Annotated in this window: 16 protein-coding genes; 11 read left to right on the forward strand and 5 right to left on the reverse strand. The window is 67.4% G+C overall.

Annotation, left to right across the window (positions count from 1 at the left end; translation table 11 throughout):
* Nucleotides 1-93 precede the first annotated feature (93 nt).
* Both DPR14_RS23960 and DPR14_RS28775 read left to right on the forward strand, forming a co-directional pair.
* Nucleotides 94-2,340: a methyl-accepting chemotaxis protein gene (locus DPR14_RS23960; protein ID WP_158047388.1), complete on the forward strand. Its 2,247-nt coding sequence runs from the start codon at nt 94-96 to the stop codon at nt 2,338-2,340.
* Nucleotides 2,341-2,428: 88 nt separating this feature from the next.
* A complete protein-coding gene (locus DPR14_RS28775; protein WP_211103862.1) occupies nt 2,429-3,397 on the forward strand; it encodes a calcium-binding protein in 969 nt (322 codons plus the stop codon).
* A 155-nt stretch (nt 3,398-3,552) separates the two neighbouring features.
* Here the strand turns inward: DPR14_RS28775 and DPR14_RS23970 are convergent, their stop codons facing one another.
* Together DPR14_RS23970 and DPR14_RS28950 are read right to left on the reverse strand one after the other, a co-directional pair.
* Nucleotides 3,553-4,341 carry an alpha/beta fold hydrolase gene (locus DPR14_RS23970; protein WP_158047390.1) on the reverse strand — a complete coding sequence of 263 codons (789 nt, stop codon included), beginning with the start codon at nt 4,339-4,341 and terminating at the stop codon, nt 3,553-3,555.
* A 567-nt stretch (nt 4,342-4,908) separates the two neighbouring features.
* Nucleotides 4,909-6,540 carry an IS66 family transposase gene (locus tag DPR14_RS28950; RefSeq protein ID WP_343038671.1) on the reverse strand — a complete coding sequence of 544 codons (1,632 nt, stop codon included), beginning with the start codon at nt 6,538-6,540 and terminating at the stop codon, nt 4,909-4,911.
* Nucleotides 6,541-6,601: 61 nt separating this feature from the next.
* On the opposite strand from DPR14_RS28950, the gene DPR14_RS23980 reads away from it, so the two are divergent.
* The 5 genes from DPR14_RS23980 to DPR14_RS24000 all read left to right on the forward strand — a co-directional run bounded on the left by DPR14_RS23980 (nt 6,602) and on the right by DPR14_RS24000 (nt 10,670).
* Nucleotides 6,602-7,603, forward strand: a complete 1,002-nt coding sequence (locus DPR14_RS23980; RefSeq protein WP_158047391.1) for a cytochrome-c peroxidase — start codon at nt 6,602-6,604, stop codon at nt 7,601-7,603.
* 109 nt (nt 7,604-7,712) lie between these two features.
* Complete coding sequence (locus DPR14_RS23985; RefSeq protein WP_158047392.1) at nt 7,713-8,876, forward strand: NapC/NirT family cytochrome c; 1,164 nt, start codon at nt 7,713-7,715, stop codon at nt 8,874-8,876.
* Between the two features lie 337 nt (nt 8,877-9,213).
* On the forward strand, nt 9,214-9,444 hold the full coding sequence (locus tag DPR14_RS23990; protein WP_158047393.1) for a Uma2 family endonuclease: 231 nt from the start codon (nt 9,214-9,216) through the stop codon (nt 9,442-9,444).
* 148 nt (nt 9,445-9,592) lie between these two features.
* Nucleotides 9,593-10,144, forward strand: a complete 552-nt coding sequence (locus DPR14_RS23995; protein WP_158047394.1) for an RbsD/FucU family protein — start codon at nt 9,593-9,595, stop codon at nt 10,142-10,144.
* A 49-nt stretch (nt 10,145-10,193) separates the two neighbouring features.
* Entirely contained in the window at nt 10,194-10,670 is a 477-nt protein-coding gene (locus DPR14_RS24000; RefSeq protein ID WP_192499134.1) for a hypothetical protein, read from the forward strand.
* 153 nt (nt 10,671-10,823) lie between these two features.
* On the opposite strand, the gene pyrB is transcribed toward DPR14_RS24000, so the two are convergent.
* Entirely contained in the window at nt 10,824-11,699 is an 876-nt protein-coding gene (gene pyrB, locus DPR14_RS24005; RefSeq protein ID WP_158047395.1) for an aspartate carbamoyltransferase, read from the reverse strand.
* A gap of 227 nt (nt 11,700-11,926) precedes the next feature.
* On the opposite strand from pyrB, the gene DPR14_RS24010 reads away from it, so the two are divergent.
* From DPR14_RS24010 to DPR14_RS27575, 3 genes are all read left to right on the forward strand, one after another.
* Nucleotides 11,927-13,036 carry a L,D-transpeptidase family protein gene (locus DPR14_RS24010; protein ID WP_158047396.1) on the forward strand — a complete coding sequence of 370 codons (1,110 nt, stop codon included), beginning with the start codon at nt 11,927-11,929 and terminating at the stop codon, nt 13,034-13,036.
* Between the two features lie 69 nt (nt 13,037-13,105).
* Entirely contained in the window at nt 13,106-13,894 is a 789-nt protein-coding gene (locus DPR14_RS24015) for an SDR family oxidoreductase (RefSeq protein ID WP_158047397.1), read from the forward strand.
* A 53-nt stretch (nt 13,895-13,947) separates the two neighbouring features.
* Nucleotides 13,948-14,112, forward strand: coding sequence for a hypothetical protein (locus tag DPR14_RS27575; protein ID WP_192499135.1), 165 nt, complete (start codon nt 13,948-13,950; stop codon nt 14,110-14,112).
* Between the two features lie 37 nt (nt 14,113-14,149).
* On the opposite strand, the gene DPR14_RS24020 is transcribed toward DPR14_RS27575, so the two are convergent.
* Nucleotides 14,150-14,638, reverse strand: coding sequence for a hypothetical protein (locus DPR14_RS24020; RefSeq protein WP_158047398.1), 489 nt, complete (start codon nt 14,636-14,638; stop codon nt 14,150-14,152).
* Nucleotides 14,639-14,652: 14 nt separating this feature from the next.
* Nucleotides 14,653-15,579 carry a hypothetical protein gene (locus tag DPR14_RS27580; RefSeq protein WP_192499136.1) on the reverse strand — a complete coding sequence of 309 codons (927 nt, stop codon included), beginning with the start codon at nt 15,577-15,579 and terminating at the stop codon, nt 14,653-14,655.
* A 278-nt stretch (nt 15,580-15,857) separates the two neighbouring features.
* On the opposite strand from DPR14_RS27580, the gene katE reads away from it, so the two are divergent.
* A complete protein-coding gene (gene katE / locus DPR14_RS24030; protein ID WP_158047399.1) occupies nt 15,858-17,978 on the forward strand; it encodes a catalase in 2,121 nt (706 codons plus the stop codon).
* Nucleotides 17,979-17,980: the final 2 nt, after the last annotated feature.

The following is a 17,980-nucleotide window of genomic DNA, read 5'->3' on the forward strand; positions in this document are numbered from 1 at the left end:
GAAGGAAATTCCTGCACTGCGACAAAGCGTTGTTAGGCCCGAGGAACACTTCATGATAGTTCGGGTCATCCAATATGATCGCGGTGATCGGCCATGGCCTCGCTTTCCTTTTCCTTCGGCAGGTCGATCGGCGCAAGACTGACCGTCCTGATTGTCATCATGGTGGTCGGCGCCGTCGCCATCGCCGGCTTCGGCCTTCGGGAACTTCGGCTCACGCTGCTCGGCGACCGCCAGGACAAGACCCGGAACCTGGTCGAGATCGCCTACGGCATCGTCGAACATTACGGCAGCATGGCCGAGCGGGGCGAGATCGGCCTCGACGCCGCCCGGGACGGGGCCAAGGCGGCGCTGCGCCGGCTGCGCTACGACGGGAAGGAGTATTTCTGGGTCAACGACATGACCCCGAGGATGGTCATGCATCCGTTCCGCCCGGACCTGGAAGGCCAGGACCTGTCCACCAGCAAGGACCCGGCCGGCAAGCTCCTGTTCGTCGAGTTCGTCCGGACGGTGGAGGCGCGGGGCGCCGGCTTCGTCGATTACCTGTGGCCGCAGCCGGGCGGCACCGATCCGGTGCCCAAGCTGTCCTACGTCAAGGGCTACCAGCCGTGGGGCTGGGTGATCGGCTCCGGCATCTACATCGACGACGTCGACGCCATCTTCGGCCGGCAGGCGGCGATCACCGCGTCCATCGCGGCGGTGATCTTCACGCTGGCGGTAGTGCTGGCGCTGCGCATCGTGCGCGGCATCGTGCGGCCGATCCGGGACCTCCGGAAGGCCATGGCCGACCTGTCCGACGGCCACCTGGACGTCACCGTGCCCGGCACGGCGGCCCGCGACGAGCTGGGCGACATGGCCCGCACCCTGGACGCCCTGAAGGAGGTCGCGGTCGCGGCGGTGCGCTCCGGCAGCGGCCTGGACCATGTCGGCTCCTGCATCATGATGGTCGACGGCGCCGGCACGGTGTTCTACGCCAACCAGGCCGTCGCGGCGCTGTTCGGCGCCTGCGCCGGGGAGATCCGCCGGACGGTTCCCGGGTTCGATCCGGGCCGGCTGGCCGGCCTGCCGATCGACGGCTTCGGAAGCCCCTCCGCCGCGCCGGGGGCCGGCCTGCACGCGGCCTTGCTGGCCGGCGGAGAGGCCGGCCTTGAGCTGGGCGGCCGCACCTTCCTGCTGATCGCCCACCCGGTCGCGGGGCGCCACGGCGAGCCGCTGGGCACGGTGGTCGAGTGGCGCGACCGGACCGATGAGCGCCGGATCGAGGCGGAGATCAGCGGCATGGTGGCGACCGCGGTGCGCGGCGACCTGTCGGCCCGCATCGCGCTTGAGGGCAAGACCGGCTTCTTCCTGACCGTCAGCGAGGGGATCAACCGGCTGGCCGACACCATCGCCGTCGTGTCGGAGGAATTGGCCGAGATGCTCGGCCACCTCGCCCGGGGCGACCTGACCCGGCGCATCGGGTCGGACTACGACGGCGTGTTCCTGCGCCTCAAGAACGACTTCAACAGCACGGCCGATACGCTGTCCGACGTGGTCGGCCGGATCGAGACGGCGGCCTCGACCATCGCGTCGGCCGCGGGCCAGGTCTCGGCCGGAAGCCGCGACCTCGCGGAACGGACCGAGCAGCAGGTCTCCAGCCTGCGCCGCACCGCCTCCACCATGGACGGGCTGACCGCGACCGTGCACGCCAACGTCGAAACATCGGTCCGGGTGGAAGAGGCGGCAGTCGCCGCCCACGGCGCCGCCGGGCGGGGCACGGGGGTCGCCGAGGACGCCGTCGCGGCGATGCGGCGGATCGAGGACTCGTCGGCCCGGATCGGCGACATCGTCAGCATGATCGACGAGATCGCCTTCCAGACCAACCTGCTGGCGCTGAACGCCGCGGTCGAGGCGGCGCGGGCCGGCGACGCGGGCCGCGGCTTCGCCGTGGTCGCGAGCGAGGTCCGCACCCTGGCCCAGCGTTCCGCCGCCGCGTCGAAGGAGATCAAGCGGCTGATCCAGGCCAGCGGCACCGAGGTCCATGACGGCGTCGTGCTGGTCCGGGCGGCCGGGACGGCGCTGACCGACATCACCGCGTCGGTCGGCCGGGTCGCCGACCTGATGGGCCGGATTTCCCGCGCGACGGCCGAGCAGGCCAGGGGCCTGGACGAGGTCAACGGCGCCATCACCTCCATGGACTCCATGGCCCAGCAGAACGCGGCCCTGGTCGAGGAAAGCTCCGCCGCCGCCGAGTCGCTGGAGTCCCAGGCCCGCGATCTGACCAGCCTGATCAGCTTCTTCGAGCTGGACGGCGAAGCCATGGCGTCGGACCGGCAGCCGCTTCGCCGGGCGGCGCCCCTCTGAACCCGAAAAAGTATTAATACTTTCTTACAGAAGATTTGCGCACCCGGATATGAAAGACTATCCTTTCGATAACCGGGGACCGACGATAATGGCGCTCATCCAAGGCACAAGTAATTCCGAGACACTGTACGGAACCACCGGCGCCGACAGCATGTACGGCCAGGGAGGGAACGACAGCCTTTACGGCCGCTCCGGCGACGATCAGATTTGGGGCGGGGCCGGTGACGACAGGTTACTTGGGGAGTCGGGGAACGATACTCTGTATGGGGAGGACGGCAACGACACCCTCCATGGCGGCACCGGCGTCTCCCATCTCTATGGCGGCGCCGGAAACGACAGGCTCATCTACGATCCGAGCGCGGGAAACATCGCGACGATCCGGACCTCCCTGGCGGCCAGCCAGCTCAACGGCGATGCCGGCACCGACACCCTGGCCGTGATCAACCGGACGACCTACACCTCCGGAACGGCGGCCCAACCGGTCGAGGCGCCGGCCCAGACTTACGTCTATATCGACGCAAAGGGCTCCGGCCGCATCCTGTTCACCAAGCCCGACTCGCAGTGGGACGAGTCCAGCATCACCGTCGGCAACTTCAAGGGCATCGAGAAGATCACGGTGAGCGGCGCCGGCGGCCTCAGCTTCGCCGGCGGCTTCCACGAAAGCACGGGCATCGACATCACCGGCACCTCGGGCGACGACACGTTCCGCAGCAACTACGGGTCCGACACCATGCGGGGCGGAGCGGGAGACGACGTCTTCCATATCGGCGGCGGAGGCAACGACAGGGTCTACTCGAACGCCGACGACGCCGACAGCTTCCACCTGAACTTCTTCGACCCGGGCTCCCACACCATCACCGGGTTCAACGGCGCCGGCGTCGCAGGAGGCGACCGCCTCTTCATCGACGCGGACGCCTCCCTCAAGACGTCGGTGTCCATCAGCGAACATGCCGGAAAAACGACGATGACGCTGACCAACCACGACTGGGGCACGGTCGGCACCTGCGTGATCGACAAGGTCGGCCTGGTCGAAGGGATCGACTACTTCTACGTCTGATCCCGTCCGCCGGCTCCGACAAGCCCGACGGCGCGGAGTTCCGTAGGTCGGCCTTCGCCCGCCAGGGCGAACGCCGACACCGCGCAACGACGCTCCGGCCATGATGTCGGCGTCGGCCTTCGGCCGAGGCCGACCTACGGCGACTCCGCCCCCGCTCAGCCGTCCAGAAAGGCCAGGACGCTGTCGACGAAGCGGTCGGGCTGCTCCGCATGCAGCCAGTGCCCCGCATCGGCGATTCCTTCGATCCGGGCGTTCGGGAACAGCCTCCGGATCTCCTCATGGTGGGACGGCCGGACATAGTCCGACCGTTCCCCGTGCAGGAACAGCGTCGGCTTGTCGAAGCTGTGCCCGGCAAGGTCACCGGTCGGGAAGGCCGTCAGTTCGTCCATCCGGTCGCCCAGCGCCTTCAGGTTGATCCGCCAGGAGAACGCGCCGTTCTCGGCCACCAGGTTCTGCAACAGGAAGCTTCGGATCGGCGCCTCCGGGATGGACGACGCCAGCTGCGCATCGACCTCCCCCCGCCGGGTGACTCCCGACAGGTCGACCGCCCGCATCGCCTCCACATAGGGCATCAGCGTGTGCCGGTAGCTGACCGGCGCGATATCGGCGACGACCAGCTTGTCCACCAGGTCGGGCCGGGTCAGCGCCAGCACCATGGCGGCCTTGCCGCCCATGCTGTGGCCGAGCAGCGAAACCGGCCCGAGCCCCTTGCCCCCGGTCTTTTCCTCTATGTAGCCGCCCACGTCGTCGGCCATGTCGGCGTAGCTCATGTCGTCCGACCAGGGCGAGCCGCCGTGGTTGCGCATGTCGAGCGCGTGGACCCGATGCCCGGCGCCCAGCCGCTTCGCCACCGTGTTCCAGTTCCGGGCCGAGCCGAACAGCCCGTGCAGCACCACAAACGGCGCGCCCTCCCCGGCCTCGAAGCCTGTCAGCGTCACTCCCATGGGTCCGATATCCTTCCTGTCCAAGCCGGCACACCCGAATCGATCACCCCGGATGTATCCGCCGACGCGACCAAGATCCAGAGCACCTTAACAACCGCTACACCTGTTATACATACCGGATCGATCTTCGGGGACACCTTCATGGGGTGGCTGAACGTCTTCTTCCTGATCAACGGTGGCTGAGGAAAAACCGGGAAAACGGAGGAAAAACGGGGTCAGAGTCGTTTTCCGGTTCGGGGAAACGGGGTCAGAGTCGTTTTCCGGTTTGCGAATCGCTCCGAAACAGCAAGAGAAGCCCCGGTAAAATACTCTGACCCCATTTGGCACTTCATCCTTGAGTTGATCCGATGAGCCCAGGCGGCTCCGAAGAAGCAAGAGCAGCCTCGGTACAGGGAAGGATCAGGACCAGCTCCACCTTCATGCCATCCCAGGTCTGCCAAGATGAGCCTGCGGCGTCCTGACGCGCGACATTCAGACTGAGCGACAGCCATCTCATTAAATCTCATTATGTCTTTTGTATCAATGGGTTAGCGGAATAATCTGTACCTGGAGCAAAAGGCCGGGCGTTCAGGCTGTTGCTGAGCGCATCCTAATGAGGTTGGGCAAGTACGGGGCATCGGCTCCGGGAACGCCAACGCGATGGCCGAGATAGTTCCAGAAGGAGACGCCGAGCTTCGTGCAGGACAGCAGCAGGCCGGCGAAGGCGTCCCGGCACTCGCGTCCCTGATCGGAGCGGGTACCGCCGGAGATCTTGCGCTTGATCACCTGTGGGCGCAGGTCGCGCTCCGAGCCGTTGGTATTGAGCGGCACCTCGGGGCGGTCGAGCACGACCAGCAGTTCATCCTTGTTCGACCGCAGCCGCTCCAATAACCGGTCGAGCGTCGCGAACCCGGTGCGCCGTCGGAAGATCCGGTCAAAGCGTGCCCGTAGCTGTCCGCGCCGTCTTTTGTCGGGATCGCGACGATAAGCCTTGAGATCGGCGTAGAACCACCAGACCAGGCTGCGCAGGCGTTGCTGGGCCTGGAGGTGCTTGTCGGTGAAGGTGTCGAGCTTATGGATCAGCCGCTCGGCGTGGACCCAGCACAGGGCATGGCGCCCGACGGCGAACTGCCCCGCGTCGTCGGACAGGACCACGGTGTCGGGCAACAGGCCATGGGCCTTGATCGCGCCCCACACCGCTCCTTCGGTGGCGACCAGCACCGGATCGGGCGTCACAGCCAGCGTCGTGATCCCGAGCCGCTCCAGATGCCGGATCCACGCCTCCTCGTCGGCGAACCGATGCTCGGGATCGGCCTCCAGCCGGGCGACCACCGATCCCGCCAGCGCGCGCCGACGCATGTAGTCCAGCGCCTCGGCGTTGATCACGTAGTCGCCGTATCCGGCGCGCAGCACCGTCAGGAAATTCAGCCGGCTCTTGGAGCCTGTGGTGGCGAAGGCGGCAAAGTTGTCGTTGCCGATCTGGGTGCAGAAGCCGTTCCGGTGTTTGTGCCGCGCACCTGTGTCATCGACGCTGATCCAGGCGGCGGTTTCCAGTCCGGCCCGCAGCACCGCGCGGGCTTCGTCCAGAAAGGCGCCGTTGCCCGCGTTCAACAGGCGGACCACCTGACGCTTGGAAATGTCGATGCCAAATGCCCGGAGCTGGGTGACCAGCCGCGGCATCGTTACCTGGCCCTGATGATATTGCAGCAGCACGAAACGGCGCAGTTCCGGCCCAAAGTGGCCGGTGATCCCGGCCGGCATCGGCGCTGTCACCGTCCTGCCGTCCGGCGTTTTCCAGCGTTCACGGCGGATGCGAACGACATGCGGGCGCAGCTCGAGATCCTGGACGACGAAGTCCTCGTAACTTTTGAAGCGCGAGCCGGTCGGCACGTCAGCCTTGATGATCCGGTCCTCGTGGATGACCAGCCGCTCGGTCTTACGGCGCTTCCTCCCGCGCCGACTGTCGGTGCCCTCCGGCTTAGGCTCGGTCTTCCGCTCCATGCCGCTCGGACGGATCGCCGGCCGACCCTTCACGCCCTTGAGTGCGGCGATCTCCGCTCGCAAGTCCGCAATCGCCTGCTTAAGCGCGGCATTCTCTGCCAGCAGGCGTTCGGTCAGGGCTTCAAGGTCGCCGCGCGACAGGCCGGAAAGTGAAAGTTTCTCAGGGGCGGACACATCAGGAAAGATGGCGCCAGCGCCGATCACAACCAACCCCAGCACGCCTCATGCCTGCCCGGCCTTTTGCCCCAAGTACAATAATCTTTTGTTTGGGAGAAATAAAATGTCGAAGCATGTCGCGTTCTCGTTGGTCGCCGCCATTATCCTGGCGCCGGCCGTGGGCGCCGCACCGGCGGGCGCCTCCGAACCGATCCAGCCGATCGAGCCGGCGAAGATCACGTCTCCCGCCATGGTCGAACTCGGCAAAAAGCTCTTCTTCGACCCCCGCCTGTCCAAGTCCGGTTTCATTTCGTGCAACTCGTGCCACAACCTGTCCATGGGCGGCACGGACAACCTCAAGACCTCGATCGGCCACAACTGGCAACAGGGGCCGATCAACGCGCCGACGGTGCTGAACTCCAGCCTGAACGTGGCGCAGTTCTGGGACGGCCGCGCGCTGACCTTGCAGGATCAGGCCGGCGGCCCGATCGCCAACCCCGGTGAAATGGCTTCCTCCCACGCGCTGGCCATCTCCGTCCTTCAATCGATCCCGGCCTATGTCGCCGAGTTCAAGGCCGTGTTCGGCACCGAGACGGTGACCATCGCCGAGGTCACCAAGGCAATCGCCACCTTCGAGGAAACCCTCGTCACCCCGAACTCGCGCTTCGACAAGTGGCTGAAGGGCGACAAGACGGCGCTGACCAACGCCGAGCTGGAAGGCTACGAACTGTTCACGGACTCGGGCTGCACCGCCTGCCACAACGGTTCGGCGGCCGGCGGCAACACCTTCCAGAAGATGGGCGTGGTAGAGCCCTACCAGTCGACGAGCCCGGCCGAGGGCCGGGTCGCCGTGACCAAGGAGGAGGCGGACCGCTTCAACTTCAAGGTCCCGACCCTGCGCAACGTCGAGCTGACCTACCCGTATTTCCACGACGGCGAGGCCGCAACGCTCACCCAGGCGGTGGACACCATGGGCCGCATCCAGCTCGGCCGGAAGTTCACCGAGGCTGAGAACGCCAAGATCGTGGCGTTCCTGAAGACCCTGACGGGTGATCAGCCGGACTTCAAGCTGCCGATCCTGCCTCCCTCGACGGACAAGACCCCGCGGCCCGAGCCGTTCAACTGACCGCAGGGGCGGATGAAGGGTTTGAGACGAAGGGCCGGGCGGTAGCGCCGCCGCCCGGCCCGGTTCTTCCCGGAGGCATTCCCGGGAGCATTCACAACGGACGTTCGGCATGGATTGGCAGCGCTTTGGCGCCACGGGGATCGTCGTCGCGGCGGTCGGAGGCATCGTCGCCGGCATTATCGGCTGGGGTGGCTTCAACACCGTGATGGAGGCCACCAACAGCATGGAGTTCTGCATTTCGTGCCACGAGATGCGCGACACCGTGTATGCCGAATACACGCAGACCATCCACTACCGGAACGGCTCGGGCGTCCGCGCGGTATGCGCCGATTGCCACGTGCCGCGCGACTGGATGCACAAGGTGGCCCGGAAGCTGGCGGCCACCAACGAGATCTACCATTGGCTGGCGGGCTCGATCGACACCCGGGAGAAGTTCGAGGCCAAGCGCCACGAGCTGGCCCGCCACGAATGGGACCGGATGCGGGCGTCCGACAGCCGCGAATGCCGCAACTGCCACTCCTTCGAGGCGATGGACCCGCACCGGCAATCCGCCAAGGCCGCCAAAGCCATGGGCGAGGCGGCCATGGGCAACGCGGCCAAGACCGCCAAGACCTGCATCGATTGCCACAAGGGCATTGCCCATAGCTTTCCCGACGTGACCGCGGGCCACCGGCGTGCTTTCACGGAACTTTCGGCCGAAGCGGCGGCGCTGGCGCTGAAGCCGGGCCAAAAGGCCTATGCGCTGACCACCCTTCCGTTTCGAGTCGAGCGCCGGGCTACGGGCGCGCCGGCAGACGGCGAGCTCGCCGCCGCGACGCCGGTCCGGGTGCTGGAAACGGCCGACGGACTGGTGCGGGTCGAGGTCGTCGGATGGCGGCGCGGGGATGCGGCAGGAACGCTCTACGCGGAGCCCGGCAAGCGCATCACGCTCGCCAAGCTCGGTGATGCCGCTGCCACTGGTACCGAGGCGCTGCGCACCGTGACCGACCCGGACACTGGCCAGGACTGGACGCAGGTACGCCTCGCCGTCTGGACGCGGGCCGACGGCTACGTTCCCGCGCCCGCGTCCCTGTGGACACAGGCTGCCCGCGTCTACGACGCGAACTGCACGCTCTGCCACGCGGCCCACCCGCCGACCGCCTACACCGCGAACGAGTGGATCGGCAACATCAACGCCATGAGGCGCCTGACCAAGCTCGACGACGAGGAGATCCGCCTGCTCCAGGCCTACCTGCAACTCCACGCCAAGGACATGGCCGCGACGCCGCGATGAAGCGCAAGCTCGGCTGGAACACGAGTCGCCCGGCACAGTAGTCTTGATCGATCAGCCGTAGGTCGGCCTCGGCCGAAGGCCGACGCCGACAGCATGGCCGAAACATTGATGCAGGGTGTCGGCGTTCGCCCTGACGGGCGAAGGCCGACCTACGGCACTCCGCTCCATCGAACTCATCAAAACCTCTGTGCAAAGACATTGGACCAAGGGTGTATCACAGCCCCTTCACGGCTCACTGCGGCTGGCGCGCCGCGTCCGCCGAACGTGCTATGGTGGCTCCGCGAGGGAAATCCAGTCCCCCGTCCCGCAAGCGGACAGGCCGAAAGGAAGCCGGGTGATGGAACAGCCGAACCGCCGATACATGACCCGCGAAAGTTTCCGGCGGTGGCTGGAGGAGCAGGCCGGCGGCACGCGCTACGAGCGGGTGGCGGGCGAACCGATCGCCATGGCCCCGGAGCGGATCATCCATGCCCGCCTGAAAGCCCGGGTCTGGCAGGCGCTCGACCGGGCGCTTTCCGGCCAGGATGCCGGCTGCGAAGCAGGGTCAAGCCCGGAGCCACCGCGTTGACCCGGATGCCGAACGGCGCCACCTCCGCCGCCAGGGGTCGCAAAGGAACACGAGACTGGCCGTGCAACCTCCGTCCCGTTCCGGCGGTTTATTGGCATGCGGCCGTCCCGACCGGCCGCGCCCACCCTTGCCGGAGACCGGAGCGACCATGCTGAAGGGCCTAGACCCGCTGCTCCACGCCGACCTGCTCTATGTCCTGGCCGCCATGGGCCACGGCGACGAGCTGGCCCTGGTCGACAAGAACTTCCCTGCCGTGTCGCTGGGCGCGCGGGTGGTCCGGCTGGACGGGGTGGATGCGCCGCGGGCGCTGGAGGCGATCCTGTCGGTCATGCCGCTGGACGACATGCTGGACACGCCTTACACCCGCATGGTCGACCTGACGATCGGCGAGATCGAGGAGTCGGAGATCTGCCGCCAGTTCGCGGACATCGTCGAGCGTTTCGAAGGTCCGCGCTGGACCATCGGCCAGATCGAACGCTTCGGTTTCTACGACCGGGCGCGGGCCGCCTTCGCCGTCGTCGTCACCGGCGAGACCCGGGTGAACGGGTGCCTGCTGCTGGCCAAGGGTGTCGTCCAACCGGCCCAGCCGGTCCCCGACCGACCATCCTCCGGGACCGGGGAGCCCGGCGCACGGTCATATTCCCGCCCTGATTTTCAGGGGGAATCATCTTCGCGGGAGCGTCCGGTTCCTGTATCCTGAAACGGTTCTGCTGTGCCGATGCGGGTGGTTGTGGGGGTGGGAGACTGCCATGATGGTGGGGCGCCGATATCTGATCCGGCAAGCGACGGGCGACCTTGTCGAATTGTCCCGCCGGGATTTCGACCGTGCCGACGACCGGATCGCCCCGATCGCCGGGCTGGCCGGCCGTTGCGTCGAGATGGTCTCGGTCGTGGTGGTCGAATCGCCGCATCTGACGCCGGTGGTGTCCGATGTCGCCTTCACCAAGGTCTATTTCGACGATGACGGGTTCGTCGACGTCTCCAAGCGCGACCTGATGATCCGCCTGATGGTCGAAAGCTGCGCCGACCAGCGCTCGCAGGTGGCGCCGCCGCTCGACCAGAAATCGCTGGTGGTGTTCGCCCACCGGGCGCGCGGCCGGCTCGACCGCGAGTTCCGCTGGAGGCCCGATCCGGCCGTCGTGAACGAGGTGCTTCACCGGTTCGACCTGCCGGTGTCCAACGGCCTCGGCCAGCCACTCCTCGCGATGAGCCGCACGCTCCATTGAGTCCCGTAGGTTGGCCCACGGACCCAACCTACGATCGACGGCCCGCATCACCGCCGCTCCGCGTCAAACCTTAGGTTGGGCCCGTGGTCCAACGCATCGCGGCGAGTGGATCGGCAGGCCGGGGGGAACGGAGCGAGTCCGCCGGGGCCGGTGTCAGCCCAGCAGGTACATCAGCAGGGCCATGCGGACATACAGCCCGTTCTGCATCTGGCGGAAATAGGCCGCGCGCGGGTCGGCGTCGAGCGACAGCGGGATCTCGTTGACGCGCGGCAGCGGGTGCATCACCGACATGGTCGGCTTGGCCCGCGCCATGTGGTCCTCGGTCAGGCCATAGTCATAGTCGCCGGTGGACTCGAACCGCTCCTTCTGGACGCGGGTCACGTAGAGCACGTCGGTCCCGGCCAGCACCTCGTCCAGTTCGACGACCTCCCGGTCGGCCGGGCGGACCAGGTCGGCCGGCATGCGCAGCTCGGGCGGCGAGACATAGTTGATCGTCACGTCGTACATGCGCAGCAGCCGCGACAGGCTGTGGACGGTGCGGCCATGCTTCAGGTCGCCCATCATGGTCACGCTCAGCCCGTCGATCCGGCCCTGTTCGGCCAGGATGGTGAACAGGTCGAGCAGCGCCTGGGTCGGGTGCTCGCCCACGCCGTCGCCGGCATTGACGATCGGCACCGGCGACACGGCGGCGGCACGGGCGGCGGCTCCCTTCTCGGGGTGGCGCAGCACGATGATGTCGGTATAGCAGGCCAGCGTCCGGATCGTGTCCTCCAGGATCTCGCCCTTGGACACGCTGGAGAAGGTGACGTCGTTGATCGGCAGCACGCGCCCGCCCAGCCGGCTCATGGCGGCGAAGAAGCTGGACGAGGTCCGGGTCGAGGCCTCGTAGAACAGGTTCGCCAACAGCTTGCCGCGCAGATGGCTGATGCTGTGCCCCTTCGCCTTGCTGATCCAGTTGGCGTGGTAGAACAGCTCTTCGATCAGCGCCTTGTCGAACTGGTCGACGGACAGGACGTGGTTAAGCTTCATCGGAGGACTCCACAGGACGCGCGCGGCACCTATTGCAGCATATCCGACCGGGATACAACCCGGATGTGATCTCCGAAGGAGGGATCGGTCTCCCCTCCGAAGGCGTGACATGGATCACGCCGTTGCCATGGTCGGTACGCCATAGTGCGCTACATTCCGTGATGTGCTGATTCGAGTATTGCCATGACCCCCGCCTCGCCCTCCTCCCCGCCCTGGTGGCGCTGTTCGTGGTCGCCCTGGCCGCCGCCATGCCCGCGCCGGCGCGGGCCGGCGGGTTCGACCAGGAGATGGCGCGCTGGGTGGCGGCGCTGGAAACCCGCCTGGTCACGCTGGAGGAAGGAATGCCCGACGCGGCCCCGGCGACGCGGATCGCCCGCGGGCCGGTGCTCAAGCCCGGCATGATAGACAGCCGGGTGTTCGACCTGACCCGCCGGCTGGTCGAGCTGGGCTACCTGGAGCCGGGGTCGGAGCGCGATGTCTTCGACGAGCTGGTTAAGGTTTCAGTTGAAACGTTTCAGGCCGAGCGCGGACTCAATCCCGACGGCAAGGTCGGCGGCGCCACCCTGGCCGCCCTCAACCTGACGCCGGCGGAGGAGGTCGCGTCGATCCGCGAGACCCTGTCGCGGATCGCCGAGTTCAGCGCCTCCGCACCCGCCACAGTGGTGCTGGTCAACCTGCCGGCGCAGGACCTGACGCTGGTGCGCGACGGCGAAACGGTGCTGACCATGGACACGGTGGTCGGCAGTCCGTCCCGGCCGACGCCGCTGCTGACCGACACGATCACCCATGTGGTGGTCAACCCGACCTGGACCGTGCCGCCGACCGTCCTCAAGCAGGACAAGCTGCCCAGCCTCCGCCGGACCGGCTCGCCCGGCATCGACCATGCGACCGTCTGGCTCGACGGCGAACCGGTCGATCCCGCGGCGGTCGACTGGACCGGCGTGTCGTCCTGGCGCGTCCGGATCGTCCAGTCGGCCGGCGACCACAGTGCCCTGGGCCGCTTCCGGTTCAACCTGACCAACGGCGACCACATCTACCTCCACGGCACCAACGCGCCGCGCGTCTTCAACCGGGACCGGCGGGCAGTCAGCTCCGGCTGCGTCCGGCTGGCCGACCCGGAAGGGCTCGCCGACGACCTGCTGCGGTCCGCCGGGTTCACGCCGGAGCGGATCACCTCCCTGGTGAATGCGGGGGAAACCCGGTGGCTGCGGCTGGCCGAGCCGATGCCCGTCCGGTTCGTCTATTGGCCGGCCGTGCTGCGCAACGACCGGGTCGTCGTCCTGCCGGACATCTACGGTATCGTTCCGCCTCCGGAACAGATTGCGGCGACCAACTGACACTGCGCGCTTGCCCTTCCCGGTCAGCCGGTTAACGTTGCGTCCGACAACGCAACGGGAGGAAATCCAATGGACCTCGGGCTTTCGGGCAAGCGCGCCCTGGTGCTGGGATCGAGCAAGGGCCTGGGCCACGGCATAGCCGAGATGCTGGCCGCCGAAGGCGCCCACGTGACCCTGGTCGGCCGCAACGGGGAACGGCTGGCCCAGGCGGCGGAGACGATCACCGCGCGCGGCGCCGGCGCCGCCCGCTTCGTCGCGGTGGACATGAACGGCCCCGGCGCGGTCGACCAGCTGATGGACGGGGTGGAGGGCGGCCCCGGCGCCGTCGACATCCTGGTCAACAATTCGGGCGGGCCGCCGCCGGGCAACATCTCCGCGGTGGGCGCGTCGGACTGGACCCGGCATTTCGAGACCATGGTCGTGACCCTGATCGAGACCGCCGGCCGGGTGCTGCCCGGCATGCGGGAGCGCAAGTGGGGCCGCATCCTGACCATCGCCTCGTCGGGCGTGATCCAGCCGATCCCCAACCTGGGCATCTCCAACACGCTCCGCGTGTCCCTGGTCAACTGGGGCAAGACCCTGTCGCTGGAAGTCGCCCCCGATGGCGTCACGGTGAACACGATCCTACCCGGCCGCATCCACACCGAGCGGGTCGACCAGCTCGACCAGGCGGCGTCGGACAAGCAGGGCAAGGACATCGAGGCGGTCAGATCGGCGGCGAAGGCCCAGATCCCGGTCGGCCGCTACGGCACGGTGGAGGAGTTCGCGTCGGTCGCGACCTTCCTGGTCAGCGCGCGGGCGAGCTACGTGACCGGCTCGGTCACCCTGGTCGACGGCGGCCTGGTCAAATCCTGGTGACGAATCGGCACCCTTGGCTGTTGTCCCTGGCGTAAACCGACAGGAGAACGACCATGGCAACAGAACCGATGGCACCCGGCGACGACGCCCCTCCCGGCACTCCCGGCACCGGCGAGAACATCTGCCCCGATTGCAAGGGCAGCGGCCGGCTGAACGACAAGTCCTGCCCGACCTGCTCGGGCACGGGCAAGATCATCGAGGGGGTCGGCGGCGCCTGACCCGAAGCGCCTGACCCGAGACGCCTGACCCGAAGCCCTAGGGGGTCGTCGAGGCGGCGACCATGGCGGTGCGGAGCTGGCGGTCCATCCGCCGGCCCAGCGCCTCGGTCATGCGGTTGAACTGGCCCCAGGTCAGCCGGCCGGACGCCAGGGCGGCGTAGAGCTGCTCCTGCTCGTGCCAGGTGGTCAGGATCGCCCGCCCGGCCGCTTGGTCGCGCGGGTTCAGGATCGCCTCGGTCCGGGGGGTGCAGGCGGCTATGGCCGAGAGGTAGCCGCGGGCCAGTTCCTGCTCCTCCGGGGTGGGCTTGGCCGTGTCGCCCAGGTTGGCCGGCGACATTTCTCCCAGGGGCGGGCTCTTGGCCCGCAGCGGCGCGAAAGCGGGCCGGCCCTCGACCTCGCCGACGCACGCGGCCGACGCTCCGACCTCCATCGCCAGGGGCGACGTGGACTGGGTGGTGCCGCAGCCGGCCAGAAGGGCCGCCAGGGAGAGATTTACCAGGATGCGGGAGCCGATGATGCCGCTCATTGCGTGAACCAAGCTTACTTGCCCTTCATCGGGTTGCAGTACTGGCCCGATGCCTTCAGACCGCTGCAGAATTCCGACACCTCGGTCAGTTGGGTGAACCCGTCGGTCATCAATCGCACGAAGGTTCCCTGCCCCGGAATGTCCGCCTTGACCATGATCGGCGCCCGGTTGATCAAAAGGTCGCGGTACGACTTCTTCAGCGTCTTCCATCCGGCCATGGCGTGCTGCTGATCCCGGTAGGACGCGAGATGAGCCATGAATCCGCCGGGACGCGGCGTCTCCGCCTGAGAAACCGCCGGCGCCGGCTCGGCTGTCCGGTCGATCACGGCGGCCCGGACGACCGGCACGGCGGCCGGCGGCACCGCTTCGGGAACCGCCGCGGGAGGAGGTGACGGGGGGGCCGGCTCCGGCGAAGGCTCCGGCGCCTCGGCGACCATGACCGGCGCGGGCGCAGGTGCGGGCTGAGCCGTCACGGGACCGGTGATGTATCCCATGGACCGGTCGTCGCTGGTCAGCCAGGCACCGGTCCAGGGATTGACAACCATGTCGGAGGTGATCTGCATGTATCCACGGGAGAAACCGCCATCCGACGTGGGGGCCGACGCGGAAGCGGGCGCGGTGGCCGGCGGCGGCGGGGGAGTCGGCGGTGCGGTCAGCGGCATCACCGAGGCAGCGGCCGACGCCGGAGCCTCGGGCTGCGGCGGCGTGTCAGGCCCGGGGGCCGCGACCGGTGCCGGAACGGGAGCCTCGACAGGGGCCTGAGCCGGGCGTTCCGGCATCGGCGGGACCTCCAGCTTCGCGACCCGCTCCACCTTGGGCGGGTTGGCGGCGCGCCCGGCACCTCCGGCTCCCATGCCGCCACCGCCGCCCTGCACATAGTAACCGGTCGCCGCCGTGGCGCCGAGCATGCCATAGGCGACAGCGATAAACTTGAAGCTCAAGACGCCTCTCCCTCGAATTCAACACCGGGAGCCGCAGCGGAACGCAGGCCGCTGCGTCTTCACGGTACTTTCGACGGGGTTAACAATTCATAAGTGTCGCGTTCTTGTCCCAGGCGGGCGAGCGGCACGGCTCTTTTCCCGGAAACCTTCCAAGCCTGCCGGGGTTTCTGCCTTGTGATCCCTCAGATCGCCTTCCTCCGCCCGGACAAGGATCGTCCGTGAGCCGGCAGGCGCCTCCGACCCTACCAAGACGCACTCGAAGACAGGAAGCAACCACGATGCCGGACAACAGGCTTACCAGCAGCCGCGAGACCGCGCGCTTTGCCGACCAGGAAGTCATCCGGGGAGAGGGCGGCGAAACCCATCAGGTCGCCGGCGGCGACGTGCCGGTGCTGACCACCCAGCAGGGCGTTCCCGTCGCCGACGACCAGAACTCCCTCAAGGTCGGCTATCGTGGCCCCACGGCGCTGGAGGACTTCCACTTCCGGGAAAAGATCTTCCACTTCGACCACGAGCGGATCCCCGAGCGCGTCGTCCATGCCCGCGGCTTCGGCGCCCACGGCTATTTCGAAACCTATGAATCCCTGTCCGACCTGACCCGCGCCGACCTGTTCCAGCGCACAGGCGAGAAGACCCCGGCCTTCGTGCGCTTCTCCACCGTTGCCGGCAACAAGGGCTCGGCCGACCTGGCGCGGGACGTGCGGGGATTCGCCGTCAAGTTCTACACTCAGGAGGGCAACTGGGACCTGGTGGGCAACAACATCCCGGTGTTCTTCATCCAGGACGCCATCAAGTTCCCCGACCTGATCCACGCCGCCAAGCAGGAGCCCGACCGCGGCTTCCCGCAGGCCCAGACCGCGCACGACAATTTCTGGGACTTCATCTCCCTGTCGCCTGAAGCGGTCAACATGGCGTTGTGGATCATGTCCGACCGGACCATCCCGCGCTCGTTCCGCTTCATGGAAGGCTTCGGCGTCCACACTTTCCGGCTGGTCGACGCCGAGGGCAAGTCGACCTTCGTCAAGTTCCACTGGAAGCCCAAGCTGGGCATGCAGTCGGTGGTCTGGAACGAGGCGCTGAAGATCAACGGCGCCGACCCCGATTTCCACCGCCGCGACCTGTGGAACGCGATCCAGGCCGGCGACTTCCCCGAGTGGGAACTGGGCCTTCAGGTCTTCGACCAGGATTTCGCCGAGAAGTTCGACTTCGACGTGCTGGACGCCACCAAGATCATCCCCGAGGAGATCCTGCCGATCCGCCGCGTCGGGCGCCTCGTGCTCGACCGCTGCGTCGACAACTTCTTCGCCGAGACGGAGCAGGTCGCGTTCTGCACCCAGAACATCGTCCCGGGCATCGATTTCACCAATGATCCGCTGCTTCAGGGCCGCAACTTCTCGTACCTGGACACGCAGCTGAAGCGGCTGGGCGGTCCCAACTTCACCTATCTGCCGATCAATGCGCCCAAGCGGCCGGTCCACCATTTCCAGCAGGACGGGCACATGGCGATGGTCAACCCCAAGGGCCGCGCCAACTACGAACCCAACTCCTGGGGCGGCGCCGCTGGCGGCCCGCGCGAGGCCCCGGACATCGGCTTCAGGTCCTTCCCGGCCGAGGAACAAGGCGCCAAGCTGCGCATCCGCGCCGAGAGCTTCGCCGATCACTACAGCCAGGCCCGGCAGTTCTACCTGAGCCAGACCCCGGTCGAGCAGACCCACATCGCAGACGCCTTCACCTTCGAGTTGAGCAAGGTCAAGACCCCCGCGATCCGCGCCCGCATGGTCTCGCACCTTCTGAACGTGGACAAGGGACTGGCGGAAAAGGTGGCCTTCGGCCTGCGGCTGGAGGAAATGCCCAAAGCGGCTGACGCCGCCCGGCCGACCCGGGACCTGCCGCCGTCCCCGGCGCTCAGCATCCTGCTGAACGGTCCGGAGAGCTTCAAGGGCCGCAAGGTCGGCGTGCTGGTCAGCGACGGCGTCGACATCGCCCTGGTCAAGGCGCTGAAGGAGGCTATCACCGCCGAAGGCGCCATGCTTGAGTTCGTGGCCCCGATGGTGGGCGGCGTGAAGGCCAGCGACGGCACCTTCATCGAAGGCGACGAGAAGATCAACGGCGCTCCCTCGGTCGTCTATGACGCGGTCGCGGTCCTGCTGTCGGACGACGGCGCCAAGCTGCTGTCGAAGGAGGCGACCGCCCGCGACTTCGTGACCGACGCCTTCGCCCACGCGAAGTTCATCGCCTACAACAAGGAGGCGATGCCGCTGCTGGAGAAGGCCTGCGTCGCCGCCGACATGGACGGCGGCTTCACGGAGCTGAAGGGCGCATCGGATGCCGAGGACTTCGTCCAGAACTGCCGGAAGCTGCGCTTCTGGGAGCGCGAACCCAAGGTGAAACAGGTTTGAAA

Source organism: Skermanella pratensis (assembly GCF_008843145.1).
Taxonomy (GTDB): domain Bacteria; phylum Pseudomonadota; class Alphaproteobacteria; order Azospirillales; family Azospirillaceae; genus Skermanella; species Skermanella pratensis.